Raw genomic sequence first — 25,429 nt, 5'->3', positions numbered from 1 at the left:
ACCATGTCGTTCACCAGGATAGACCATTACGAAAAAGAGTACGCAGACACGCATCACGACACAGCCCTCAACGTCACGCAAGGCGTTGAAGAACAACCGATAGTAAGCCCTTACTTCAAGCGGCGCAAGAAGCGCGCTCTCTCCACCGGAGAGTACGTCGAGGGCATTCTCGCGGGCAACATCACCACCCTCTCGCAGGCCATCACGCTCGTCGAATCGTCGAACCCCGACCACTATGCACAGGCGCAGGAGATCATCGAAGCGTGCCTCCCGCACGCCGGGAAATCGGTCCGCATCGGCATCACGGGCGTCCCGGGAGCCGGCAAATCGACCTTCATCGAAGCCATCGGCAACATGGTCGCGGGGCTGCGCCACAAGCTGGCGGTGCTGGCCATAGACCCTTCGTCGGAGCGCAGCGGCGGCTCGATTCTCGGCGACAAAACCCGCATGGAGAGCATCTGCAACAACCCTTCGGTCTTCGTGAGGCCCTCGCCCTCGGCGGGATCGCTCGGCGGAGTGGCCCGAAAGACTCGCGAGACGATCGTGCTGTGCGAGGCCGCGGGATTCGACGTCATCTTCATCGAAACGGTGGGCGTCGGACAGTCGGAAACCGCCGTGCACTCGATGGTGGACCTCTTCATGCTGTTGCAGATTTCCGGTGCGGGAGACGAACTGCAAGGCATCAAGCGCGGCATCATGGAGATGGCCGACCTGATGGTCATCACCAAGGCCGACGGAGAGAACATACACAAGGCCGAACTGGCACAGACCCAGTTCCAGGGGGCCTTGCGGCTTTTCCCCGTGCCCGAATCGGGATGGCGGCCCAAGGTCTACACCTCGTCGGCGGTGGCCCGGACGGGGCTGGAGGAGGTCTGGAAAGGCGTGGAGGAGTACCTCGACCACATTCAGAAAAACGGCTATTTCCAGCACAACCGCAACCGGCAGAACAAATACTGGATGTACGAGTCGATCAACGAGGCGCTGCGCGGAAGTTTCTACCGCGACCCGGCCGTGGAGGCGTGCATCGGAGCGTACGAGAAACGCGTGCTGGAGGACAAAATCTCGTCGTTCATCGCCGCCAAGGAGTTGCTGGAGATCTATTTCAAGGACGCCCGGACGCTGGAATGACCCGTGTCACAGTCCGGCGGGCGGGTTGCCGGCAGGTGGATATGCCCATAATACAGCCCTTATAATCGTTAAAATTTCGAGCCATGAAACAAGGACGCTTTTACCTGGCTGCGGCGATATTGCTGCTCGCTTCAGGTTGTGAAAAAGAGGACGGAGAGAACACAGGCGACTCTAAATGGACACACCCGCTGACAACGACCCTTCACAGAACCGATCCCGGAGGAGAGTAGAGTACATATGTGATAACGTACACCTACGACGCAAAAGATCGGCTGACCGGAACCCGGAACTCGAGAGACGGCGTTACGGAAACGACAACTTCGGACTACGTATATGACGGCAAAACGGTGACATACACGGAAAAAACATGGGCCGGTGAAACCCTGTGGAATTCGCAAAAATTCAAACGCACTTATCTGGATGACGCTCTCGAAAAGGTTTTGGAAGAACGGATAACGGACAAGGACGACCATATCATCCAACGGATTTGCAACGAATACGACCAGCAGGAACGGCTGGTCCACAGTTTGGAATATTCCAGAGGGAATAGTAAAGTATCCGAAACAAAATACACCTACGACGGAAAACTGGTAATCTGTGACAAATATTGGCTCAAGAATACAGGCGAAGTATCGGCTGTAAGCAAATACATAATCACATACTCCGACGATGAACTGACGAAACCGCTTATTCACGGCTGTCTGGCTGCCGAAGAAACGGCCGAACGCCCATGGGATTGGGTAAGACATTACAGTTACGATTACCGGGGACGCCTCAACGGAATTACGTACGAAGCGGAAGGTAAGCTCGTCTGGGAGACCCGCAACTACGTATATGGGAACAAATCCCTCACTTGCGAAAACCGGGAGGAGCATTATGGCACGGATATTATAACCATATCTGAAACAACCTACAAACACTGACACCGATCTCCGGCAAAACAGCCCCGCCCTCTTTTCGAGAGGGCGGGGATTTTCATGCAGGAACGGCCGCAGGCACACCGACCGGACCGAAGCCGACAGCATTACGTAACCGCATCGTTACACGGAACGGACAGACGCGCAACCGCGTAATGGGTCGCAGAGCGCGACCAGACGAGGCGGTGCGAAACGGGCCGGAGATGGAGTGAGCCGGATCGGAATATGGGTGAATCCGAGCAAGAGCCAACCGGAACCGCAGCGTGCGGCCGGGAAAAGCCGGAAACGGAAAGCGAAAGACAGAGGGAGGGCCGAAAGCGGGAAAACGAGAACGGAGAGCAAACCGGGATGGGCCGGAAGCGGGGAACCGCCGGGAAGGGCGGATCAGGCTTTTCCGGGCAAAAGCGATTCGGACCGCCCTTCCGCACAGGCCGCGCGCAGGCGGTCGGCCAGTTCGGGAACTCCCTCGGCGGCACGTTTGCGGATCACCTCCAGCGGATTGCGCACGCCGCGAATCGCCGGCCGTCCCGGGTCGACCACGTAAACCGGAATGTCGGGACGCACGCAGCGCACCAGCGACGCCGCAGGATAGACCGCCAGCGACGTTCCGACCACCATCAGGATGTCGGCCCCGGCGGCAAGTTCCGCCGCACGGTCGAATTCGGGAACCGGCTCGCCGAAGAAGACGATATGCGGACGCAGCAGCGAACCGTCGGGAGCGCGGTCGTCGAAACCCTGCTCGACGCCGTCGAACGGCAGGATGAGCGACGGATCGTCCGTCGAACGAAGTTTGGTAAGCTCCCCGTGCAGGTGGAGAATATGCGTCGAACCCGCCCTTTCGTGCAGATTGTCGACATTCTGGGTGATGACCCGGACGTCGAAATCGCGTTCCAGACCGGCAATCGCCCGGTGGGCGGCGTTCGGCTCGGCCTTGAGCATTTCGGCACGCCGCTCGTTGTAGAAACGGATGACGCCCCGACGATTGAAATCAAGCGCTTCGGGAATGCAGACCTCCTCGATCCGGTAATTCCCCCATGTTCCGTCGGAGTCGCGGAACGTCGCCAAACCGCTGTCGGCGCTGACGCCGGCGCCGGTGAAGACAACAAGTTTTTTCATTGCATGATGTAGTTTCGCCCGGTAAAGGTAACAAATTTATGGCATAGTTCGTGCAAGATCGGTCCGATGTAAACCAAATAAATATTTTTACGCTATGGATCAACAGAAACACACCACCGAAGACACCCTGACCGACATTTTCGGCTCGAAAGAGATGCGTTCGCCCGCTCCCACGGAATTCATTCCCAAGAACAAGACAGCACCCGAAATCGCCTATCAGCTGGTCAAGGACGAGACCTATCCCCAGACCCAGCCGAGGCTCAACCTGGCGACGTTCGTGACCACCTACATGGACGACTACGCCACACGGCTGATGAACGAAGCCATCAACATCAACTACATCGACGAGACGGAGTATCCGCGCGTCGCGGTGATGTGCGGCCGTTGCCTCAATATCGTGGCCAACATGTGGAACTCGCCCGAAAAGGCCGAGTGGAAAACCGGCGCGCTGGGCATCGGATCGTCCGAAGCATGCATGCTGGGCGGAGTGGCCGCATGGCTGCGCTGGCGGGCGCGCCGCAAGGCCGCAGGCAAACCATTCGACAAACCCAACCTGGTGATGAGCACCGGATTCCAGGTCGTGTGGGAGAAGTTCTGCCAGCTGTGGCAGATCGAGATGCGCACCGTGCCCCTGACGCTCGACCACCCGACGCTCGACATCGGCGAGGCGCTGAAGGCCTGCGACGAGAACACCATCTGCATCGTGCCCATCGCCGGCGTGACGTGGACGGGTCTCGACGACGACATCGAGGGTCTCGACAAGGCGCTCGACGCCTACAACGCCAAGACGGGCTACGAAATCCCGATCCACGTCGACGCGGCTTCCGGCGGTTTCATCCTGCCGTTCCTGCACCCCGAGAAGAAGTGGGACTTCCGCCTCAAATGGGTGCTGTCGATCTCCACGTCGGGCCACAAGTACGGACTGGTGTACCCCGGACTGGGATGGGTCGTATGGAAGGACAAGAAGTACCTGCCCGACGAAATGTCGTTCTCGGTCAACTACCTCGGCGCGAACATCACGCAGGTGGGCCTGAACTTTTCGCGGCCGGCGGCGCAGATTCTCGGCCAGTACTACAACTTCATCCGGCTGGGATTCGAGGGGTACAAGGAGGTGCAGCAGAACTCGATGGACATCGCCAAGTACTGCCACGAGCAGATCGGCAAGATGCCGTGCTTCCGGAACTACGCCAAAGAGGTCGTCAACCCGCTGTTCATCTGGATGATGGACCCCGAATACGACAAGAAGGCCAAATGGACGCTGTTCGACCTGCAGGCCGCCTTGCAGCAGAGCGGCTGGATGGTCCCGGCATACACCATGCCCAAGAACATCGACGAGATGATCGTCATGCGCATCGTGGTTCGCCAGGGCATGTCGCGCGACATGGCAGACATGCTTCTGGGAGACATCCGCAACGCCGTGGCCGAGTTCGAGAAACTCCGGTACCCCACCCCCTCGCGCATCAAGTACGAGAACAAGGAGCGCCAGAAAGGCAAGGTCTACACGCATTGATGCGGCCGGAGATCACCGGACCTCCGACTGCCGGAACGCTGGCGGGAAAAGCGGCCTTCGGACCGCAATTTCGGCCATAGCATCCAAAAGAGGCTTCTCAAGCCGCCCCTGAAGGGCGCTTTCTCGCGGCCGGCAACGGCTGACCGAACATTCAGGGACCTTCCCCGCGACACGCGCCCCCTCCGGGCGGCAGAACGCCGGACGGCTCACGCTTCACCCCCGAAGCGGAGCCGTCTTTTTCGTTTGCGGCGGGAGGCTCTTCCGGACCTTCGGCGGCGGCCTACGCAAGCCCGGCGCTGCCGCCACGGACCGGAAAAACGCCCCCGCAGCGACACGACGCAACGAACAAAACATAGGGCGCAAAGGACTTGCCGGGACCGGAAAAAATACGTATCTTTCGTGCGTTTTATCCCCAACGTCTATGAAAGAGAATTTCGACATTTTCCTGATCGTCATGGCCCTTCTGGCCGCCGTGGTCTACGCCGCGCTGCACTTCTTCGAGGCGGGTTACGGCTATCTCTTCGACCGCCGCTACGGACCTCCCGTGCCCAACCGCGTGGGCTGGATGGTGATGGAATCTCCGGTTTTCATCCTCATGTGCGTGCTGTGGGCCTCGTCCGAAAGGATGTGGCAGGCCGGGCCGCTGGCGCTGTTCTGCCTGTTCCAGGCCCACTACCTCCAGCGGGCCTTCATCTTCCCGCTGCTGATCCGCGGCAAGGGCCGCATGCCCCTCGGCATCGTCGTGATGGGCATGGTCTTCAACACGCTCAACGCCCTGATGCAGGGAGGCTGGATTTTCTACGTCTCGCCCGCTGACTACTACGCCGGATGGTTCGCACAGCCCTATATCTATATCGGCGGGGCGTTGTTCGTGGCCGGAATGGCCGTAAACCTCCATTCGGACCACATCATCCGCCACCTCCGCCGCCCGGGCGACACGCGCCACTACATCCCCCGCGGGGGCATGTTCCGCTACGTCTCGTCGGCCAACTACTTCGGCGAACTGCTCGAATGGGTGGGATTCGCCGTAGCCTCGTGGTCGTGGGCCGGAACGGTCTTCGCATGGTGGACCTTCGCCAACCTCGCACCGCGCGCCGCATCGCTGCGCCGCCGCTACGAGCAGGAGTTCGGCGAAGAGTTTTCGCGCCTTCGCCGCAAACGGATCATCCCCTTCATCTATTGACCCGCCTAAAAGGCGGGGTTCAGGTTGCGGATGGTCCGTTACAACGTTTTTCACCCAGTTCTGCGCCCGCCGGATTAAGAAGACGACTTCAGGGACGACGCAAGAATTTCACGTTTCGGAACGAGGTCTGCGCATCCGACTTTCAACCCTCAACTTCTAACTCTCAACTTTCAATTCAATGTCCTCTACACTTTTCACCCCTTATAAATTAGGCCCCGTCACGCTGCGCAACCGCACGATCCGTTCGGCGGCCTTCGAATCCATGGGCAAGGACTTCGGTCCCACCCGGCAGCTCAAGGACTACCACGTCGCCGTAGCCCGCGGCGGCGTGGGCATGACCACGCTGGCCTATGCCGCCGTGTGCCGCAGCGGACTGTCGTTCAACAAGCAGCTGTGGCTGCGTCCCGAGATCGTCCCCGGACTGCGCGAAATCACCGACGCCGTGCACCGCGAAGGGGCCGCCGCGGCCATCCAGATCGGACATTGCGGCAACATGACCCACTGGACCACCGCCGGGCAGATGCCCATCGGCGCCTCGACGGGATTCAACCTCTACGCCTACACGCCCGTGCGGGGCATGAAGAGACGCGAGATCGAACAGGTGGCCCGCGACTTCGGCACGGCGGTGCGCACGGCCCGCGACGCCGGATTCGACTCGGTGGAGGTGCACGCCGGGCACGGCTACCTCATTTCGCAGTTCCTGTCGCCCTACACCAACCACCGGCACGACGAATACGGCGGCTCGCTCGAAAACCGCATGCGCTTCATGCGCATGTGTCTGGGCGAGGCCGTGGAGGCGGCCCGGGCGTGCGGCATGGCGATCACCGTGAAGCACAACATGTACGACGGCTTCAAAGGGGGCATTGAAATCCCCGAGAGCATCGAGATCGCCAAAGTCATCGAATCGTTCGGCGTGGACGGCATCGTCCTCTCGGGCGGATTCGTCTCGAAGGCCCCGATGGCCGTCATGCGGGGGCTGATCCCGATCTACACCATGAGCTACTACTCGCCGCTGTGGCTGCGCTACTTCATCCGCTGGTGCGGTCCCTTTATGATAAAACAGTTCCCCTTCGAGGAGTGTTATTTCCTCGAAGACGCCAAGAAATTCCAGGCCGCCCTGAAAGGTCCGCTGATCTACGTCGGGGGACTCGTCAGCCGCGAGGGCATCGACCGGGCGCTGGACTCGGGATTCGAGCTGGTTCAGATGGCCCGGGCGCTCGTCAACGACCCGGCGTTCGTCGCAAAGCTCCGCGAGGGCGACGCGGCGACGCGAAGCGCCTGCGACCACCGCAACTACTGCATCGCGCGGATGTACTCCGTGGACATGAAGTGCTGCAAGCATTGCGACAACCTCCCGCGACGGATCGTCGAAGAACTCAAACGCCTGCCGTGATGAAACGCGAAGCAATCACACCGTGCGGGGAGCGCAGCGCCTCGCCCGCAGCCGTTTCCGGAAGCGGCCGCAGCGTCGGCCGGCGGGGAGCCGTCGCCCCGGGAAGCGCCTGGGCGCTGGTCACGGGAGCCGGGTCGGGCATCGGACGCTGTTACGCCCTGCGGCTGGCGGCGCTGGGCTACAACCTGGTGCTGGCGGGCAACCGCCGCGAACCGCTGGAGACGGTATGCAGCGAAATACTCGCCGCCGGAGCGGGTCCGGATGGCGGCGTCCGGAAAGCGGCATCCCCCGCCGCCGGGTTCCGGCCCGAGGTGCGGATCGTGGAGATCGACCTGGCGCGCATCGAAGCCGCTGCGGAGCTGTGGGAGGCCGTGCGACGCGAAGGAGCCGCCATCGACGTACTGGTGAACAACGCCGGGATATTCTCGTTCCGCGACATCCTGCAAACCCCCGCCGAGCGCATCGAGCGCATCATCCTGCTGCATGACCTGACGAACACCCAACTGTGCCGGATGGCGGCGGCCGACATGGTGCGCCGCGGCTGCCGGGGGCACATTCTCAACATGTCCTCCTACTCGCTGTGGATGCCCTTTCCGGGACTGGCCCTGTACAGCGCGTCGAAGGCCTACCTGCGGTCGTTCTCGGTGGCCTTCGCAAAGGAGGTCCGCGAGCACGGCATCCGCGTCACGGCGGTCTGCCCGGCGGGTGTGGCGACCGACCTCTACGGACTGACTCCCCGCTGGCAGCGCATCGGCACGCGCCTCGGGGTGCTTATCACGGCCGACTCGTGCGCCCGGCGCGGACTGCGCGCCCTGTGGCGGGGACGCCGGTGCATCGTCCCCGACTGGTGGAACCGCGTGTGGATTCCCCTCTGCAAGATACTGCCGATGTGGGTGCTGCGTCCGGTCCGCAGGTTCACGATGAAGTTTCAGAAATAGGCTCTTCGAGCACGAAAAAAACAATAAATTATGAACACAATCAAAACCGTCGTCTTCGACCTCGGAGGCGTGCTGGTCGATCTGGACATAGACCGCTGCACCGGAGCCTTCCGGAGCCTCGGAATGGATGCCGTGGCCGATCTGATCAACCCCTACTACCCCGCCGAGATGATCGGACGGCTGGAACACGGCGTCATTTCGTTCCACGAAGCCTGCGACGAAATGCGCCGCCTGTCGGGCACGCCCGAGATAACCGACGCGCAGATCGCCTGGGCCTACGGCCAATTTCTCGTGCGCATCCCGGTCGCGAAACTCCGCCAGATAGACGCCCTGCGCGAGCGCGGAATCCGGACCTGCGTGCTCTCGAACAACAACCCCGCGTCGATGAAATACATCCGACGGATGTTCACGGCCGACGGCAAGACGATGGACGACTATTTCGATGCCGTTTTCCTCTCCTACGAACTGCACGAGCTGAAGCCCTCGGAGGCGATTTTCCGCAAGATGATCGCCGCAGGCGGCATGCGCCCCGAAGAGACGCTTTTCATCGACGACGGACAGAAGAACGTCGACGCTGCGCAGAGACTCGGATTCGCGGTCTACATGCCCGGTCCGGGGGAGGATTTCGGCCACATACTCGACAATCTCAACCGTTACGAAGAGATCCTGTAAAATCGCGCAGGCCGACGGCACGGGTCCGTCGCCGGACGCAACGGAAACCGCATCGTCGGCAGGGAGCGCATCATCCGCGTCATACGCAGAAACCGCGCCGCCAGCCGAAAGCCCGCCGATCCGGCAAAGACAGGAACAAAACAAAGCAACCCCTCCGGTCCTGCGACCGGAGGGGTTGCCTCATTTCATACATCGTCTGTCGGAGTGACAGGATTCGAACCTGCGACCCTCTGGTCCCAAACCAGATACGCTACCGGACTGCGCTACACTCCGAACGCCGCGGCTTCCGCCGGAATTTCAATAAAAAAGCAGACCACCCTATCGAGCAGTCTGCCGATTTGTCGGGGAGACTGGATTCGAACCAGCGACCTCCAACTCCCGAAGCTGGCGCGCTAACCGGACTGCGCTACACCCCGAACAAGTGCCCTTATCGTTTTAAGAGCGCACAAAGATAAGTTTAAAATCCGAAAAGACAAAATTATTTCCGAAAAAACATTCTTCAAAAATAACGGACCGGACTCAAAAGCCCCGCAGCGGACGATCGCGGCCGCCTCGCAGCGCCCGGTCCGCCCCGGCGGCGGAAAATCCCGGCTTCCGGAACAAGAGACCGATTTTTTTCGTATATTGATGCCGCAACGACGCTTTCACGGGCCAGGAGGCGCAACCGCCCCGGATGCAATCCAGTTTTGCGGCCGCCCGTTTTTTCATGTTTACAGACAATGACCGCCAAACTGCTGCTCATACTCCGCTTCTACCGCTCGGCGATGCTCCTCTTCTGCGGAGCGGCGAGCCTCGCTCTGGCATGGGTCGCCAAGGTCCACGGAACGCCGATCGTCCCGGCCCTGCTGTTGGGAAAGGCTTTGATTTACCCGCTTTTCCTCTACGTGTGGATCATCCCGCGCTATTCCGATGAATTCTACTATTACCGCAACCTCGGCATCCGCCGCCGAACACTGCTGGGCGTAAGCTGCGCGGTGGATTTCGGGTTATGCTGTCTTTTGCTGAACTATTCCGCCGCCCTGCTGCATGCCGCCCGCTGAAAAACATATTCTCGAAATCGACTCCGCAGAGCTGGCGTTCGGCGAACGGCGCATTCTCTCGGGTGTTTACCTGCTCGTCGAAACAGGCGGCGTGACGGCTGTGCTCGGGCGCAACGGATGCGGAAAAAGCTGTCTGATGAAGATTCTGTCGGGGTCGCTGAAAGCGGGATTCTGCTCAATGCGCATCGACGGGAAATGGCACAGACGGTTTACCGAAAAGGAGATTCGCTACCTTCCGCAGCATCCGTTCATTCCCGGATGGTTGCGGCTGGAACGCGCGCTCGGCGATTTCGGGCTGCAAAGGGAAGACCTGGAACGGTGGTTTCCGGAGTTCATTTCCCTGCGCGGAACCCGCATCGGGGAGCTGTCGGGCGGGGAACAGCGGATTCTGGAATGTTTCATCATCCTGCGCAGCCCGGCCCGGTTCATCCTGCTCGACGAGCCGTTCTCGCAGATTGCACCCCTGCACGTTGCAACGCTCCAAACACTCATTCGGCAGGAAAAGGCCACGAAAGGGATTTTGCTCACCGACCACATGTACCGCCACGTGACCGGCATTGCCGACCGGCTGTACGTAATGGCCGACGGGCAGGCCTATCCGTGCGAAAACGACGAAGACCTGGTCCGGCGGGGCTATCTGAACCATCTCTGAACGGTCACAGCCGGCGGTAGTGGCAGTAGAGCAATTCGCCGTCGTCGCCCCGCAGGTGCATGCCGCCGCCCTGGCAGTAGCGGAACATCGAGCAATCGGCGCATTCGCCCCTGCGCGCCCATTCACGGTCGCGGAACGGCTCGAAGCGGTTCTGCCACACGTCCCAGAACCGATCCCGGTAGATGTTTCCCTGATGGTAGTTGGCGCGGATCGACGTGCACCCCGAAATGGCCCCGTCGACACGGATCGAAGCCACCGAAACACCCGCGGCGCATTGGTAGAAATGGTCGCGGACCTCGGCCTCGTAACCGCCCAGGAAGCCTTCGCAGGCATAGCTGACCTCGATCCGGCCCTCCTGCCGCGTGCGGCGGATGAACTCCAGCATCTCCCGGAACTGGGCGTCGGTCATCCGCAGCGTCGGGTCGTTCTTGGCACGCCCCATCGGGAAAATCGAGAAGAGCCGCCAGCGGCGCACCCCCTCCGAAAGGAGCATGTCGCGGAAGGCCTCCAGCTGCGGGACCATCGCCCCCGTGACGCAGGTGACCACGTCGTACGACAGCGAGGGTTCGCGCACGATCATCCGCACGGCCTCCAGCGCGCGGTCGTAACTGCGGGGATTCCCGCGGATATAGTTGTGTTCGCGCTCGAAACCGTCGAGGCTCACCGAAACCGATTTCAGCCCCGCGTCGAGCAGACGGCCGAAACGTTCCGGGGTCAGGGCCATGCCGTTGGTCACCATGCCCCACGGATAGCCGCGGCGCGTGACCTCGGCGCCCGCCTCCTCCAGGTCCGCGCGGACGAGCACCTCGCCGCCCGAGAAGATGACCAGCACGTCGGCGGGATCGACGTGGGGCGTCACCTCCTCGTCGAGCACCTTCAGAAAATCAGCCAGCGGCATGTCCGCCACGCCGGGGTCCACCCGGCAGTCGCTGCCGCAATGGCGGCACGAGAGGTTGCAGCGCAGCGTGCACTCCCAGAATAGCGTATCGAGACGGTGTTCGCGCACCGTCGAAGCATAGAGTTCGGAAAAAATATTGAGGGCCAGTCGTTTGCGAAGCCCCAGCCGGCGGCGTGACATGGCTTATTTTCTGCCGACGGAAGGGTCCTCCTCCTGCGGACGTTCGGCCACGGGAGGCAGCGAATCGGGACGTTCGCGTTCCAGGCGTTTGAGCCGCTCGTTGCGGACGCTGTCCTGCCGGGGCGTCCGCACGCCGTACATGACCACCACGCGGCGGGGAAATTCGGGGTATCCCTTTACGGCCGTCGTATCGGCGCCCTGCGTCTTCGCGGTGTCCTCCTTGGGAGCGTTTTTCACCGACGTACAGGCTGCGGAGAAGCCCAGAAGGGCTGCCAGCGCGAGTTTCAGATTTCTGTTCATAACGCCATGAGGTTTAACATTCTCAATGCAAAGATAAGAATTTTCCGCACAAGACGAAAAAACATGCCAAAAAGTTTTGAAAGCCAATGTTTTTTATTTTACTTTGCCGAACACATTAACACTTTAATTCTCTATTTTTATGACAGGTAAGGTAAAATGGTTCGATGGCAAGAAAGGCTACGGATTCATTACGGCGGAGAACGGAAAAGAGATTTTCGTACACTTCTCGGGCATCGCAAAGGACGGCTTCAAGTCGCTCAACGAAGGTCAGGCAGTCGAGTTCGAAGTTGGCTCCGGTGCCAAGGGAGAACAGGCTATTAACGTAACTGTAGTTGAGTAATCGCGCAAACTATAATTACAGAGAGCAAAAAAGGAGGTCCCCTCGAACCGGAGGCCTCCTTTTTTCTTGCCCGTTTGAAAAAAAAGCAGTACTTTTGGGCGTCCGAAACCGAAAAAAAGGTTCTCAAAACATAAAAACCCTATCAAAACCATGAAAGAAGCAATCGCAATTCTGACCGGCGGCGGACCGGCTCCCGGCATGAATACCGTAGTGGGCAGTGTCGCCAAAACGTTCCTGCGCCAGGGCTATCGCGTCATCGGCCTGCACGAAGGTTACACGGGCCTGTTCAACCCCTCGCCCCGCACCGTAGACATCGACTACCCGATGGCCGACGGCATCTTCAACCAGGGAGGTTCGTTCCTGCAGATGAGCCGTTTCAAACCCAAGGACTCGGATTTCGAGAACAACTTCAACCTCAAGTTCTTCACCGACAACAACATCAAACTGCTGGTGACCGTCGGCGGCGACGACACGGCTTCGACCGCCAACCGTATCGCCAAGTTCCTCGAGGCCAAGAAATACCCCATCGCCAACATCCACGTGCCGAAGACCATCGACAACGACCTGCCGCTTCCGAAGGGCACGCCGACGTTCGGCTACGAGTCGGCCAAGGACAAGGGCGCAGTCATCGCCCGCGCCGTCTATGTCGACGCACGCACGAGCGGCAACTGGTTCGTGCTGGCTGCCATGGGCCGTTCGGCCGGCCACCTGGCATTCGGCATCGGCGAGGCCTGCCACTACCCGATGATCGTCATTCCCGAGATGTTCGACAAGACGGAAATCACCGTCGAGAAGATCGTCAACCTGGTGATTTCGTCGATCATCAAGCGTAAGATCATGGGCATGGACTACGGCGCAGCGGTGATTTCCGAAGGCGTGTTCCACGCGCTGTCGGACGAGGAGATCCGCAAGAGCGGCATCCACTTCACCTACGACGAGCACGGACATCCCGAGCTGGGCAAGGTGTCGAAGGCGCACATCTTCAACGAGATGATCGAGATGAAGCTCAAGGAGCTGGGTCTCAAGGTCAAGAGCCGTCCGGTGGAGCTGGGCTACGAAATCCGCTGCCAGACCCCGATCGCCTACGACCTGACCTACTGCTCGGAGCTGGGTATCGGCGTGCACAAGCTCTTCGCCGAGGGCAAGACGGGCTGCATGGTTTACGTGGATTCGGAGGGCAACGTCTCGCCGCTCTACCTCAAGGACTTGCAGGACCCCACGACGGGCAAGATTCCGCCCCGTCTGGTGGACATCAAGTCGGACAAGTTCACGTCGGTGGTGGAGACCATTCTCAACGCCATCACCCCGGCCGACTACGAAGCCGCCAAGGCTTACGTTCCCAATCCCGAGGAGTACGACTTCCACAAGATCCTGAACTGGAAATAATCCGGTCGCAATCCCATACTCTGATCCCCGCCCATCGCGGGCGGGGATTTTTTTCGCAAAATATTTGCTCGGGGGGGGGATTTCGTATATTTGCATCCCAGAATAACCCAATTCATCATGGAAAAGACCGAAAAACCGGTGTTCGAGCCGATGCCCGAAACACCTGCGGAGCCGGCATCCACGGTCTCCGAATCCGCCGGACAGCCGGCGGCATCGCTCGCCGAAGCGAAAAAGAACATCCTCGTCGGACTGCTGTGGTGCGTCGGCGGACTGGCTTTCAGTTTCATCTCCTACTATTTCACCGAAGCCGGAGGCCGTTACGTCATCGCCACGGGAGCCATCCTCTGGGGTGTCTGGCAGGCAATCATGGGATTATACGTCTGGCTGAAAATCAAGCATGGAGCCGGCGAATACGCCGCCTTTTGGCGCATGCTCGCAACAGCCGTCTGCACCGCCCTGCTCATCGGATACCTCACGGTGCTCTCCACGCAGCTGGTGGACGAAGGCGGCGAGCTGCCGCTGCTCGACACCGAACAGACCTATGATTGCACGGACCTCGGGCTGCGAATCCGGATTCCGGCCGGATACTCCGCCCTCGAAGAGAGCATTGAACCCGAAACCGACTCAACCTACGCCCGCTACACGATGTACGTCCTCGACGGCGAATGGGAATTCAACATCGACGCCCTGCAAGATGTCTTCGATCCCGAGGCGAAGAGCATCGCCGACCTCTCGGACTACTGCGCGAGCCGCGATTCGGCCTACTACGACGGCGGGATCATCAAGGCCTCGCGCCCCCTCGTATCGAACGGCACCGACATGCTGTACAGCGAAGGCCGCCGGACCGAATATCCGGGATTCGTATTCACGGCCTACGACCTCAAACAGGGGCAGTCGCTCATCACCGTCGGCATCAGCTACCCCTCGAAGGAATACGGCAAGACGAGTACCCTCCGACGCGTCGAAGAACTGCTCCGAGGCATTGAGCTGACGCAGCCGGAGGAGACGGCAGGAACGGCAGAATAAAAATGATTCGCACGACAGAGAAGGGCAGCCTCCGGGCCATGAGTGGTCAAAAGATCGCAATCAACAGATATTCAGAATAATCCGGCAGAGGGGTTGTTATTTTTTCTTGCAATGCAAGTCCGGCAGCCCGAACCGACGCAGCGACCGAGGGTAAAACAGCTCGCTGATTTTACCGAGGTGCAAGGAGGAAGCCGAAGGCAAGCCCCCGGCTGCGGAGGGCTGCAACATACATGTTTAGCCACTCCGCTGGCTTCGGGTTGAAAAACAGAGCGATTATTCAAGAGTAAAACTCAATGTAACAGTTTGTCACAATCTGCCGACCACGCAAGGCCTCCGGGCCGCTTTTTTATCCGAAGAGCGTCGGTTCGGGAGCGGGCGGCACGGGAGCCGCCGGACAGAGGTTGACGACCTCCAGTCCCCGGCCGAGGGCGCGGCGGACGGTGTAGCGGGTGCCGCCGGGCGAACCGTCGTACCACGCCACCAGGACGCGGGCGTTGTCCACCAGAAAATCGTTGCGCACGGCATAGCAGCCCCGGTGGTAGGCCGGCGCAAGCACTTCGACGGAATCGGCCTCGGCCAGCACGCGCCGGAAGCGTTCGCGGTCGGCCGGGGAGAAGCGCATCTCCTGCCCCCGGAACGGAACCGCAGCGACGAGCCGCACGCCGGGCGCACGCTCCCGGAGTTCCAGCACCGCCTCGGCGGCCGCCAAATCGAACCCCACGGCCATGCCGCTCAAAAAGTTCCGGAAACCCAGCGCGTACAACTCCCCCACCGTCCGGCGCAGGGCGTCCGCAGCCACGCCGCGATAGGTGCGGTGGCCGGTAAAGGCGACGGATGTGCGGCGATCGGCGATCATGCGTCCAAAGGTAAGGCTTTGGCCCGGACTTTGCAAGCCCCATTGCTGAATTAAAACTTTCAGCAACTATGAAAAACACAGGAATTGCCATCGTATCGCTCGTGGGCGGCATGATCATCGGTTCGGCCCTCACAATGCTCTTCACGCCCCAGTCCGGTCCGGAACTGCGCCAGAAAATCAAGGATTCGATCGATGACGAGATCGACAAGGTGAAAGACAAACTCGGCAAAGTCGAGAGGGAGATCGAGGAAGCCCGCTGCAAATGCGACGAAAAATGACCCTCCCGGCACGACGCAACAATGGAGAATAAACCTTCCGGCGGCCGTTTCATAGCCGCGCTGCTGTTTTTCGCAACGACTGCGGGCATTGCCATCCTGCTGCTGCTCACGGCGCTGGTTATCTGGCTTTCGTCCGTTACGGGTTCGTTCATCGCCTCGGCGCTGATCGCAGGCGGCTTTTTCGCCGTCCTCGCACTCCTCGTCTACCTGTTCGCGATCCGCGACGCCGTGGAACAGATCCGCAGGCAGGCCGAAACGGTTTACGAGGTGGCCCATGCAGCGCAAACGGGCTACGAATGGCTCGCCGGAAAGGTTTCTCTGTTTCTGAAGCTCCGCGAGGAGTTGCAGAAAAAATGAAAAAAGCCGGAGCAGCAAGCTGCTCCGGCTTTTTCAGGCCTTCCGCGAAGGGTTGCGCCGCCATCTCCGCACGGACCTTCGCAGAACGGGCCTTTCGAACTTGCTCCGAACTGCGTTTCCGATTTCAGCGGTTCGTGTTTCGGCCTAACGTAATCCGGCCCGGACGAAAAATACAAACGTATTCCCGTTCGGGCCGGACATGTCAGGGCAAAAAGCCCTGTAAAATCGAAACCTACTTAAAGTAGCGTTTGTAAAGACCTTCGAAACCTTTGCCGTGACGGGCCTCGTCCTTGGCCATCTCGTGAACGGTGTCGTGAACGGCGTCGAGGTTCTCCTCCTTCGCCATGCGGGCCAGGCGCATCTTGTCCTCGCAGGCGCCGCACTCGGCGTTCATGCGCTTTTCGAGGTTGGTCTTGGTGTCCCAGACCACTTCGCCGATCAGCTCGGCGAACTTCGAGGCGTGCTCAGCCTCCTCCCAGGCGTAACGCTTGTAAGCCTCGGCGATCTCGGGATAGCCCTCGCGGTCGGCCTGACGGCTCATAGCCAGATACATGCCCACCTCGGTGCACTCGCCCATGAAATGATTCTGGAGACCTTCCCAAAGCTCCTTGCTGGCGCCCTTGCCGTCGCCGATCTTGTGTACCGTTACGAAATCGAGGTCGCCCTCGGCCTCAACGAGTTCCACGAACTTCTCCTTGCCTACCTTGCACATCGGGCACTGGTCGGGTGCCTCGGGACCTTCGTGAATGTAACCGCATACGGTACAACGCCATTTCTTTGCCATAATCTTCTACTGTTTAATGTGTGTGATTGTATTCTGTTTGTAGTGCAAAGATAGCAAATCCGTTCGGAATCCGTATAGGTTTCCGATTGTCTTTTCTGATGGCGGGATAGGCTGCGCTTATAGCCGCACCGCAGAACCGGGCAGGAGGCGTGTGAACCGCCGGTCGCCCCCAAAACCGGCTTTTTAAGCCGGGGAGCGCAGAACAGGACAAGAGGCGCCGGGTCATCCATCGCCCATAAAGCCCGTCTATCAAGCGTTTTACGCCCGGCGGTCTATTATCTCTTCGATCTGCGCCACGTCGGTCGAATCCTTCACCAGCACCCGCTTGCGGCTGTCCAGCAGGTAGAGGGCCGGAATGGCGTGGAGGTCGTACAGGCTCTTTTCGCGGACGACGCACCCCTTGTCGTAGGCATTGATCCACGACGCCGGAATGTGGTCGCGGTAGTCGCGCCACTCCGTAAGGTCCTCGTCCGGATAGAGCGCCAGCACCTTCAGCCGCCCCCGCTCGATCATCTCCGAAAGCATCGGCGAAGAGGTGATCGCCTCGCGGATTTCACGGCACATCGCACAGCCGGGATTGTTGATGAACAGCAGCACGTATTCGGCTTGCAGTCCGTAGAGCGTCCCCGAGGCGCCCGAGGCGAGCGTGTAGCGGAAATCGTTGGCAGGCTGGCCCAGGCGGTTCTGCATGGCCATTTCGAGGTCGTACTGCGGGGCGATGCGTTCGTACTCGTCGTAGAAAGGGCTGGCGAGCTGCGCCCGGAGCACGGGAATGTAGAACTCGTCGTTGCGCAGCGGCGAGTTGGGGTCGTGCAGCACCGTCCCGGCGAGCATCGCGAAATAGTCGAGCATCGGCTTCGACGACGAAGCCCGGCGCATCAGCGAATCCATCGGCGCGGAATCCGCCGGACGGTCGGAAAGCACTGCAATGTAGCGCGCAAAGGCCTCGATCATCTGCACGGTGTCGGCCTCGGAGACGAAAAGCGTGTCGGTGAAGTCGAAACGGTCCCAGTAGTGCCGGCGGAGATAGTCGCGCTGCTCGTCCGGAGAGAGTCCCGCGGGGGCGATGGCCGGGAGAAAAACCCGCGGACGGGATGCGGAGACCGCGGTCTCCTGCGAGGGAGCGCTCCGGCGGCGGCCGCACGCGGCGACGCACAGGGCTGCCAGGAGGATGATCAGGATGCGTTGCATGGGCATGGAGATTATTTATACGCAAAGATAGAAATTTCCGGCAACAATCGTACACCCGAAGGCTGCAAAGGCGACTTCCCGGCGGTTTTGCACGGTAGTTGCAACACCCAACAGCGACAAAAAACCAAATCAATTCATTATGGATGTAAAGAAAACTACCACAAGCACAGGGTTCAAATTGAGTGTTATGACACTGGCAATTATGAACGTGACTGCCGTAGTGAGTCTGCGCGGACTGCCCGCCGAGGCGGTCTACGGACTTTCGTCGGCATTCTACTACCTGTTTGCAGCCATCGTGTTCCTGATCCCGACGGCGATGGTCGCCGCCGAACTGGCCGCGATGTTCGCCGACAAGCAGGGCGGCGTATTCCGCTGGGTCGGCGAAGCCTACGGCGCACGCACGGGATTCCTCGCAATCTGGCTGCAATGGATCGAATCGACGATCTGGTATCCGACGGTGCTGACCTTCGGCGCCGTGTCGATCGCGTTCATCGGCATGAACGACACGCACGACGCGCTGCTGGCCTCGAACAAGGTCTTCACGCTCTGCATGGTGCTGGCCATCTACTGGATCGCCACGCTGATCGCCCTGAAAGGTCTCGGATGGGTCGGGAAAATCAGCAAATGGGGCGGCATGATCGGTACGATCATTCCCGCGGGCCTGCTGATCGTGCTGGGCATCATCTACATTTCGACCGGCGGACACAACCACATGGACATGTCGCAGGGCTTCTTCCCCGACTTGTCGAAATTCAACAACCTCGTGCTGGCGAGCAGTATCTTCCTGTTCTACGCGGGTATGGAGATGATGGGCATTCACGTCATGGACGTGAAGAACCCGTCGCGAAACTATCCCAAGGCCATCATCATCGGTTCGCTGGTCACGGTGCTGATCTTCATTCTGGGAACCTTCTCGCTGGGCCTGATCATCCCCGCCAAGGACATCAGCCTCACGCAGTCGCTGTTAGTCGGGTTCGACAACTACTTCCACTACCTCCACATTTCGTGGGCCGGCCCGATCATCGCCATCGCCCTGATGTTCGGCGTGCTGGCAGGCGTGCTGACGTGGGTGGCGGGTCCCTCGAAGGGTATCTTCGCCGTGGGCAAGGCCGGTTACCTGCCCCCGTTCTTCCAGAAGACCAACAAGAACGGCGTACAGAAGAACATCCTGCTGATCCAGGGCTGCGTCGTGACGCTGCTGGTGCTGCTGTTCGTCGTGATGCCCTCGGTGCAGTCGTTCTACCAGATCCTCTCGCAGCTGACCGTGCTGCTGTACCTGATCATGTACATGCTGATGTTCTCGGCCGCCATCGTCCTGCGCTACAAGATGAAGGGCACGCCCCGTCCGTTCCGCCTGGGCAAAAAGAACGGCCTGATGTGGTTCCTCGGATGCCTCGGTTTCTGCGGCGCACTGCTGGCCTTCGTCTTGAGCTTCGTGCCGCCCAGTCAGATTTCGACCGGCAGCAACACCGTCTGGTTCTCGGTGCTGATCATCGGCTGCGTGGTGGTCGTGGGCGCCCCGTTCGTCATCTACTCCATGCGCAAGCCGTCGTGGAAAGACCCCGAGGCCGCCGCCGATTTCGCTCCCTTCCACTGGGAAGCGCAGGCCAAGGTCGCAGCCCCCGAGGCAGCCGCACCTGCACAGCAGAAACCCGGTAGCAACAAATAACAGCCGAAGAAATGCCTCCGAACTCCTTAAACCCCCGTCGAGGCGGGGGTTTGGGGACGGGGCGGGCCTGCAAACACGGCGGAACGCCGTGACTACGGCCTGCCACAGCGGAAAAAGGATACAAACCATTTTACAAATTTCATAACATGATTCAGAAGATCGACAAAAAAGCGGTTCAGGATGCCGTGCAGATGGCATACGACCGCTGCAAAAACGAAACCGGCGGCAAAAACGCCGACTATATCCCCTATCTGGCCGATGTGCCGTCGAACTTGTTCGGCATCGCGGCCTGCCTTCCCGACGGCGACGTGGTGGCCGTGGGCGACACGGACTACAAGTTCGGCATCGAATCGGTGTCGAAGGTCCCCACGGCGATCCTCGCCATGAACCAGTACGGCGGCCAGGAGGTGCTCGGCAAGATCGGCGCCGACGCCACGGGACTCCCCTTCAACTCGATCATGGCCATCCTGCTCGAAAACGACCACCCCTCGACGCCACTGGTGAACGCCGGAGCCATTTCGGCCTGCTCGATGATCAAGCCCGTGGGCGACAGCGACGGCAAATGGAAAGCCATCGTCTCGTTCATCGCCGACCTCGCGGGATCGGACGTCGCGGTGATCGACGAACTCTACAAATCGGAGACGGCGACCAACTTCAACAACAAGTCGATCGCGTGGCTGCTGAAGAATTACAACCGCATCTACGACGATCCCGACATGGCGCTGGACATCTACACGCGCCAATGCTCGATCGGCGTGACGGCCCGGCAGCTGGCCACGATGGCCGCGACGATCGCCAACAGCGGCGTGAACCCCGTGACCGGAAAGGCCGTGTTCAAGCCCGAGCTGACGCCCAAGATCGCCTCGATGATGGCCACCGTGGGATTCTACGAGCACACGGGCGACTGGCTCTTCACGACGGGGCTTCCGGCCAAAACGGGCGTGGGCGGCGGCATCATGGGCGTCGTGCCGGGCGTGATGGGCGTTGCGGCGTTCGCGCCCCCGCTCGACGGGGCCGGCAACTCGGTGAAGGCCCAGAAGGCGCTGGCGTTCATCGCCGGACACCTCAACCTCAACGTCTTCGGCACGACGCGCTGCGTGATGGCCGGAAAAGAGCCTGTGAAGGCGTAAGAACTCCCCTGCGGGGAGACCCGCCGACGAAAAGGGGCGCATCCTGCGAGGAATGCGCCCCTTTTCCGTATCCGGACAGGGTGTCAGAAGCGGTAGCGGACGCCGACCAGCAGGCAGCCCGACGTACCGATACCAGCCTCGGCATAGGCCGCGACGCGTCCCCCGACTTCGACGCCGACGGGCGACACCTGGAAGGCGAACTGCGTGGATTTGCCGCTCTCGCCCCCGACCTCGGATCTGGAGAACGAGGCTCCCGCACCGAGGCGCGAATAGAACGAAACCACCTTGAGGTTCATCCAGTTCCACTTCACGTTGGGCAGCAGCGACCAGTAGCGGTTCCGGATCTCCGAGCCGGCGCCCCTGACCTCCTGCGTGTTCGAGGAGTAGACGACCTGCGCGCCGAGGCGCAGGCTGCCGATCAGGCGGAAACTGTAACCCACGGTGACGGCGCCCCACCCCTTGAGATCGGTATTCGCATTCGTGAAAAGCCCGGTCAGCATGTCGCTGTACGAGTCGATCCAATCGGTGACGGGAGCGACGCCGTAGGACACCGAAACCTCGCTGCGGCGCGATCCCTGGGCGGCGGCGGGAACGGCCATCACGACGACGGCCGCCGCCATCAGCAATTTCTTGATCATTGTTCTCTGTTTTTCAGGTTTTACGACTGCTAATATAGCAAAAATCACGCAACGAAATCAATCCGTTCGGCGGACAGGCGCGCGACGGGCGCGGAACAGGCACGCGACGGGTGCGGAACAGGCACGCGACAGGCGCGGAACGAGCATGCGACAGGCACAGAACGGGCGCGGAACGGGCAACGCATCACGGACAATCACTCGTCCATCACCTCCCGCCGGATGGCTTCGAGATACCCGCGACCCCATTTCAGGTCCGGCTCGACATAATTTCCCTCGGCCCATTCGTTCCAGGATTTCAGCAGGATGATCCGGTGTTCGGGAGCCTTTCCCCGGACCATTTCCACAGCCTCCCGGAGGTGTTTCCCGAACAGCTCGGGCGTGGAATCCGTCACGATCCACCCCTCTTTCCCGCTGCGCGGCGTGTGGTCCCAGTTCGGAATGACCGAGGGGAACACGTTCTCCCGGGTGTCTTCGTCCCCGTTGAGAAAATAAGCGGCCATCCGTTCATAGGGATAATTGAGCGGAATCTTCCGCCAGCGGTCGAATTTTACCCGCTGCCGTTCGAAAAACGAATGCCTTACATTGAAATACCCGACCAGCCGCAGCGGATTGACAGCGTCGCCCCCCGTAGAGAAAATGGCCCCGACGTTCGGAACCGGGGCGTTCTCGTGCCCGACGAAGTAGATTCCCGGCAGGCCGTTCTTTTCGGCCAGCTCCCGCCACGTGGCGATGAAAACCTTCACCTCGGGGTCCGCCAGCGGTCTGTAGATCATAAACAGCGGCTTGCCGTCCACCGTAATGTAACGATGGTCCCGGAAAGCGGGCAGCACGGCCCGGAAATGCGCCGTATAGTCTTCGACGCCTCCGTAGAGCTGTTCGATCAGCATGTTCCGGTTCGTGATCCCGTGGGCGAAGCCCCGCCAGCTCTCATTGGCCCAGGCCAGCGCGAACGGAAAATCGGGTTCGCCGCTGGCCAGCACCTCGTTGAAGGGACGTTCCAGCAACCGCTTGCCGTTGCCGAACCAGTAATGCCAGTAGACGAAGCCCTCGACGCCGTATTCGCGGGCCATATCCGCCTGCGCCTGCCGCGTCTCGGCGACCCGCAGGTCGTAATACCCCAGATCGGCCGGAACTCGGGGCTGATAGTGATTTCTGAAATACCGCCGGGCCTTACCCACGTTCGTCCATTCGGTAAAACCCTTTCCCCACCACAGGTCGTTCTCCGGGATGGGGTGAAATTGAGGCAGATACAATGCCAATAATCTCGCTTTCATACGTTGATCCGACAATCGGACCCGGATACCGGAGCAGACTGCAAGACCCTGCACAGCAAGGCTGTGCCCCGGCATGAAAAACGATGCGGAGGATTGTTCAGGATCCCCCGCATCGTATCCGGTCCGGTGTGTTTAAACCTCGTTTTCGACAGCTTTGAACAGCGCGACGTCCTCCGTCGTGGAGTTCATCACGTAGGTATAGGCCTCCGCGATCTTCGCCTCTGCAAGCTTGCAGAACACGCGCGCCGAAGCGGCATACTCCTCCGCCTCACCGGCCTGACGGGCCAGCAGGTAGGTGATGATGATGTGTCCGGCGGTCTCCACCAGGCGGCGGGCATGGAAATCCTTGAATCCGCAGACCTCCTTGTCGCCGGCCTCGACACGGGCCTGCATCTCCGAGAACTTGACGGTCAGCTCCTTGAGCTTCGTCACCACGGGGCACATCGCCTCCGTGTAGCTTTCGGCGGCATAGCGCCCGATCTGCTCCAGGAACGTGCCCTTCGTCACGGCGTTGATCGCCGCAACGACCTGCAACTGCGAGGTTCCCTCGTAGATGTTCATAATGCGTGCGTCGCGGTACAACCGCTCACAGGGATAGTCCTTCATAAAACCCGACCCGCCGTGGATCTGGATGGCGTCGTAGGCCAGCTGGTTGGCGTACTCCGACGAGAAGAGCTTCACCAGCGGCGTGAAACCGTCGGCAAGGCGGTTGTAGAACTTCATCTCCTGACGCTCCTCCGCTTCGAGCGAACGCTCGTGGGAGATATGGCCGTACTGCTTGTAGACCTCGACGAAACGCGCCGTTTCGTACAGCAGCGCGCGCACGCCCTGCACCTTGGCCTTCATGTTCGAGAGCATCTCCGAAACGGCGGCGAACTGGATGATCGGCTTGCCGAACTGCTCGCGCTCGTGGGCGTATTTCAGCCCCTCGCGGTAAGCGGCCTCGCAGAGACCCACCGACTGTGCGCCGATGCCCAGGCGTGCGGCGTTCATCAGCGACATCACATACTTGATCAGGCCCATCTTCCGGTCGCCGACCAGCTGCGCCGGGGCGTTCGTGAAGACCAGCTCGCACGTCGGCGATCCCTTGATGCCGAGCTTATTCTCGATGCGGCGCACCTTCACGCCGCCGTCGCGCTTGTCGTAGACCAGCATCGAGAGGCCGCGGGCGTCGGTCGTACCCTCTTCGGTACGCGCCAGCACGAGCGAAACCTCGCCGTCGCCGTTGGTGATGAAGCGTTTCACGCCGTTCAGCAGCCACGTCTGCCGCTCCTCCGACCAGGTGGCCTTGAGCATCACGGCTCCGAGGTCCGAACCGGCGTCCGGCTCCGTGAGGTCCATGGCGCACGTCGCGCCCGCCGAAACCCACGGCAGGTATTTCTGCTTGATCTCCTCCGAAGCGAACTCGTTCAACGTCTCGGCGCAGTCCTGCAACCCCCAGATGTTCTCGAAACTGGCGTCGGCGCGGGCCACCATCTCGTTGGCCATCACGAAGCAGATGAGCGGGAAGTTCAGTCCGTCGTACTTGCGCGGAAGCGTCATGCCGCTCAACCCCGCGTCAACCACCGCCTTCATGTTCTCGACCGTACCCGAAGCGTACTCCACATGGTCGTCGACCACGCGCGGACCCTCGTGGTCCACACCCTCGGCGTTGGGGGCGATCACCTCGCCGCAGACCTCGCCGGCGATCTCCAGCACGCGGCGGTAGTTGTCCATCGCGTCGTCGAAATCCTGCGGCGCATAGTCGTAGAGGTCCTTCTCCGCGAAACCGCGCTCCTTCAGCTCCACGATCTTGCGCATCAACGGATGCTGGAGGTGGAACTGCAAATCCTTGTTATCTGAAAAGAAATTAGCCATAATTAGTTGTTTTTAAGATTCGTAGGCTCCTGTTTTGGGGTAAATTCAATACCTATGACATAGAAGTGGGGAATGTTGCCGACAATTTCGCCCGACAGGTCGGGCGCGATCTCGTTCTCGCCGCAGAAACGGAACAGATTGTGCTCCGCATCGAACCACATCGAACCGTAAAAGACCAGCGGAATGAACTTTCCGGCCTCGAACGAGTCGATCCCGAACGGACGGGTGCAGTACTTGGTAAGCGTATAACCGCTCGACGAAGTCACGCTGCGGAGCTTGAGCCGCTGACTGGCCTCCCGCATCTCCGGGATACTGAAATTCAGCATCGCCGTCGAATCCGTCCCCGAAGGATAGAATCCAATCGTCAGTTTTTTGGCCAGCATGTAAATGCCCGCCTGCGGATCGGCCATCTCGCCGGGCAGGATTTCGCCGCGCACCTTCTCGGGGAAATCGCTTACGAGCAGTTTGTTCGGCCCGCAGGGAAACTCCCGGGAACGAATCTCCACGCCCGATTCGTACTCCTTGATATATACCGTCATGTCATAGCGGCCCGGTCCTTCGAGCAATTCCGACAGGTCAAAACCGAACGCCTCGTAACCGGCAGCTTCCAGCAGGGAGCGGAAGTCGTCGAACCCGACAGGCCGGCTCTTGATCTGCTGTCCGGAAACGGACGCAGAGAGGAGAAGCGTACAGATTACCGTCAGAAGCCTGCGCAT

Annotated in this window: 26 protein-coding genes and 2 tRNA genes; 16 read left to right on the top strand and 12 right to left on the bottom strand. The window is 60.4% G+C overall.

The features are described from left to right. Positions 1-3 precede the first annotated feature (3 nt). Both meaB and BHV64_RS11130 read left to right on the top strand, forming a co-directional pair. Complete coding sequence (meaB, locus tag BHV64_RS11135) at positions 4-1,128, top strand: methylmalonyl Co-A mutase-associated GTPase MeaB (RefSeq protein ID WP_015545982.1); 1,125 nt, start codon at positions 4-6, stop codon at positions 1,126-1,128. Positions 1,129-1,475: 347 nt separating this feature from the next. After that, positions 1,476-2,051: a hypothetical protein gene (locus BHV64_RS11130; protein WP_217727040.1), complete on the top strand. Its 576-nt coding sequence runs from the start codon at positions 1,476-1,478 to the stop codon at positions 2,049-2,051. A 378-nt stretch (positions 2,052-2,429) separates the two neighbouring features. Here BHV64_RS11130 and BHV64_RS11125 read toward each other — a convergent pair whose 3' ends face one another. After that, on the bottom strand, positions 2,430-3,161 hold the full coding sequence (locus tag BHV64_RS11125) for an SIR2 family NAD-dependent protein deacylase (protein WP_015545957.1): 732 nt from the start codon (positions 3,159-3,161) through the stop codon (positions 2,430-2,432). 94 nt (positions 3,162-3,255) lie between these two features. Between BHV64_RS11125 and BHV64_RS11120 the strand changes: the two genes are divergently transcribed. The 5 genes from BHV64_RS11120 to BHV64_RS11100 all read left to right on the top strand — a co-directional run bounded on the left by BHV64_RS11120 (position 3,256) and on the right by BHV64_RS11100 (position 8,857). After that, positions 3,256-4,671 (top strand): glutamate decarboxylase, encoded by a 1,416-nt coding sequence (locus tag BHV64_RS11120; RefSeq protein WP_288115959.1) that lies wholly within the window; start codon positions 3,256-3,258, stop codon positions 4,669-4,671. Between the two features lie 421 nt (positions 4,672-5,092). Further along, a complete protein-coding gene (locus tag BHV64_RS11115; protein WP_015545955.1) occupies positions 5,093-5,854 on the top strand; it encodes a DUF1295 domain-containing protein in 762 nt (253 codons plus the stop codon). Between the two features lie 178 nt (positions 5,855-6,032). Then, the gene (locus tag BHV64_RS11110) at positions 6,033-7,247 is read left to right on the top strand and encodes an NADH:flavin oxidoreductase (RefSeq protein ID WP_288115957.1); all 1,215 of its coding nucleotides are present in this window, start codon (positions 6,033-6,035) and stop codon (positions 7,245-7,247) included. Continuing rightward, a complete protein-coding gene (locus BHV64_RS11105) occupies positions 7,247-8,185 on the top strand; it encodes an SDR family NAD(P)-dependent oxidoreductase (protein ID WP_288115956.1) in 939 nt (312 codons plus the stop codon). Before BHV64_RS11110 ends, BHV64_RS11105 begins: the two co-directional genes overlap by 1 nt. A gap of 30 nt (positions 8,186-8,215) precedes the next feature. After that, complete coding sequence (locus tag BHV64_RS11100; protein ID WP_217727042.1) at positions 8,216-8,857, top strand: HAD family hydrolase; 642 nt, start codon at positions 8,216-8,218, stop codon at positions 8,855-8,857. A 199-nt stretch (positions 8,858-9,056) separates the two neighbouring features. On the opposite strand, the gene BHV64_RS11095 is transcribed toward BHV64_RS11100, so the two are convergent. Next, positions 9,057-9,130: transfer RNA gene (locus BHV64_RS11095), tRNA-Pro, on the bottom strand. A 68-nt stretch (positions 9,131-9,198) separates the two neighbouring features. Then, positions 9,199-9,273: transfer RNA gene (locus BHV64_RS11090), tRNA-Pro, on the bottom strand. Positions 9,274-9,576: 303 nt separating this feature from the next. On the opposite strand from BHV64_RS11090, the gene BHV64_RS11085 reads away from it, so the two are divergent. Continuing rightward, on the top strand, positions 9,577-9,897 hold the full coding sequence (locus BHV64_RS11085; protein ID WP_168949170.1) for a hypothetical protein: 321 nt from the start codon (positions 9,577-9,579) through the stop codon (positions 9,895-9,897). Further along, a complete protein-coding gene (locus BHV64_RS11080) occupies positions 9,884-10,549 on the top strand; it encodes an ATP-binding cassette domain-containing protein (protein WP_015545951.1) in 666 nt (221 codons plus the stop codon). The genes BHV64_RS11085 and BHV64_RS11080 overlap by 14 nt, the downstream gene beginning before the upstream one ends. Before the next feature lie 4 nt (positions 10,550-10,553). Here BHV64_RS11080 and BHV64_RS11075 read toward each other — a convergent pair whose 3' ends face one another. After that, entirely contained in the window at positions 10,554-11,627 is a 1,074-nt protein-coding gene (locus BHV64_RS11075; RefSeq protein WP_217727044.1) for a TIGR04133 family radical SAM/SPASM protein, read from the bottom strand. Positions 11,628-11,630: 3 nt separating this feature from the next. After that, positions 11,631-11,927 carry a hypothetical protein gene (locus tag BHV64_RS11070; RefSeq protein WP_015545949.1) on the bottom strand — a complete coding sequence of 99 codons (297 nt, stop codon included), beginning with the start codon at positions 11,925-11,927 and terminating at the stop codon, positions 11,631-11,633. 139 nt (positions 11,928-12,066) lie between these two features. Between BHV64_RS11070 and BHV64_RS11065 the strand changes: the two genes are divergently transcribed. The 3 genes from BHV64_RS11065 (at position 12,067) to BHV64_RS11055 (ending at position 14,679) form a co-directional block, all read left to right on the top strand. Further along, a complete protein-coding gene (locus BHV64_RS11065) occupies positions 12,067-12,267 on the top strand; it encodes a cold-shock protein (RefSeq protein WP_015545948.1) in 201 nt (66 codons plus the stop codon). 150 nt (positions 12,268-12,417) lie between these two features. After that, on the top strand, positions 12,418-13,653 hold the full coding sequence (locus BHV64_RS11060; protein ID WP_015545947.1) for a 6-phosphofructokinase: 1,236 nt from the start codon (positions 12,418-12,420) through the stop codon (positions 13,651-13,653). Between the two features lie 117 nt (positions 13,654-13,770). Next, positions 13,771-14,679: a hypothetical protein gene (locus BHV64_RS11055; RefSeq protein WP_217727045.1), complete on the top strand. Its 909-nt coding sequence runs from the start codon at positions 13,771-13,773 to the stop codon at positions 14,677-14,679. A gap of 346 nt (positions 14,680-15,025) precedes the next feature. On the opposite strand, the gene BHV64_RS11050 is transcribed toward BHV64_RS11055, so the two are convergent. Beyond that, positions 15,026-15,535, bottom strand: coding sequence for an SLOG family protein (locus tag BHV64_RS11050; protein WP_217727047.1), 510 nt, complete (start codon positions 15,533-15,535; stop codon positions 15,026-15,028). 68 nt (positions 15,536-15,603) lie between these two features. On the opposite strand from BHV64_RS11050, the gene BHV64_RS11045 reads away from it, so the two are divergent. Both BHV64_RS11045 and BHV64_RS11040 read left to right on the top strand, forming a co-directional pair. Then, entirely contained in the window at positions 15,604-15,813 is a 210-nt protein-coding gene (locus tag BHV64_RS11045) for a YtxH domain-containing protein (RefSeq protein WP_015545944.1), read from the top strand. A 21-nt stretch (positions 15,814-15,834) separates the two neighbouring features. Continuing rightward, entirely contained in the window at positions 15,835-16,170 is a 336-nt protein-coding gene (locus BHV64_RS11040; RefSeq protein WP_015545943.1) for a DUF1469 domain-containing protein, read from the top strand. Between the two features lie 232 nt (positions 16,171-16,402). Here the strand turns inward: BHV64_RS11040 and BHV64_RS11035 are convergent, their stop codons facing one another. Both BHV64_RS11035 and BHV64_RS11030 read right to left on the bottom strand, forming a co-directional pair. Beyond that, positions 16,403-16,954, bottom strand: a complete 552-nt coding sequence (locus BHV64_RS11035; RefSeq protein WP_044053933.1) for an NADH peroxidase — start codon at positions 16,952-16,954, stop codon at positions 16,403-16,405. A 258-nt stretch (positions 16,955-17,212) separates the two neighbouring features. After that, the gene (locus BHV64_RS11030) at positions 17,213-18,145 is read right to left on the bottom strand and encodes a DUF5106 domain-containing protein (protein ID WP_138265539.1); all 933 of its coding nucleotides are present in this window, start codon (positions 18,143-18,145) and stop codon (positions 17,213-17,215) included. 139 nt (positions 18,146-18,284) lie between these two features. Here BHV64_RS11030 and gadC point away from each other — a divergent pair, with 139 nt between their 5' ends. Continuing rightward, complete coding sequence (gadC, locus tag BHV64_RS11025; RefSeq protein WP_353744053.1) at positions 18,285-19,814, top strand: putative glutamine/gamma-aminobutyrate antiporter GadC; 1,530 nt, start codon at positions 18,285-18,287, stop codon at positions 19,812-19,814. 146 nt (positions 19,815-19,960) lie between these two features. Continuing rightward, the gene (glsA, locus tag BHV64_RS11020) at positions 19,961-20,944 is read left to right on the top strand and encodes a glutaminase A (protein WP_015545939.1); all 984 of its coding nucleotides are present in this window, start codon (positions 19,961-19,963) and stop codon (positions 20,942-20,944) included. A gap of 83 nt (positions 20,945-21,027) precedes the next feature. Here glsA and BHV64_RS11015 read toward each other — a convergent pair whose 3' ends face one another. The 4 genes from BHV64_RS11015 to BHV64_RS11000 form a co-directional block, all read right to left on the bottom strand. Further along, positions 21,028-21,582 carry an outer membrane beta-barrel protein gene (locus BHV64_RS11015; RefSeq protein WP_195635842.1) on the bottom strand — a complete coding sequence of 185 codons (555 nt, stop codon included), beginning with the start codon at positions 21,580-21,582 and terminating at the stop codon, positions 21,028-21,030. A 194-nt stretch (positions 21,583-21,776) separates the two neighbouring features. Continuing rightward, positions 21,777-22,856, bottom strand: coding sequence for a glycosyltransferase WbsX family protein (locus tag BHV64_RS11010; protein WP_288115948.1), 1,080 nt, complete (start codon positions 22,854-22,856; stop codon positions 21,777-21,779). Positions 22,857-22,988: 132 nt separating this feature from the next. Beyond that, positions 22,989-24,713, bottom strand: a complete 1,725-nt coding sequence (locus BHV64_RS11005) for an acyl-CoA dehydrogenase family protein (protein WP_022062298.1) — start codon at positions 24,711-24,713, stop codon at positions 22,989-22,991. Between the two features lie 2 nt (positions 24,714-24,715). Continuing rightward, positions 24,716-25,429 carry a DUF5041 domain-containing protein gene (locus BHV64_RS11000; protein ID WP_022062297.1) on the bottom strand — a complete coding sequence of 238 codons (714 nt, stop codon included), beginning with the start codon at positions 25,427-25,429 and terminating at the stop codon, positions 24,716-24,718.

The organism is Alistipes sp. 56_sp_Nov_56_25, assembly GCF_001915285.1.
Taxonomy (GTDB): domain Bacteria; phylum Bacteroidota; class Bacteroidia; order Bacteroidales; family Rikenellaceae; genus Alistipes; species Alistipes shahii.
The sequence above is the reverse complement of the archived record's forward strand: the minus strand, read 5'-3'. Positions and strand labels throughout refer to the sequence as shown.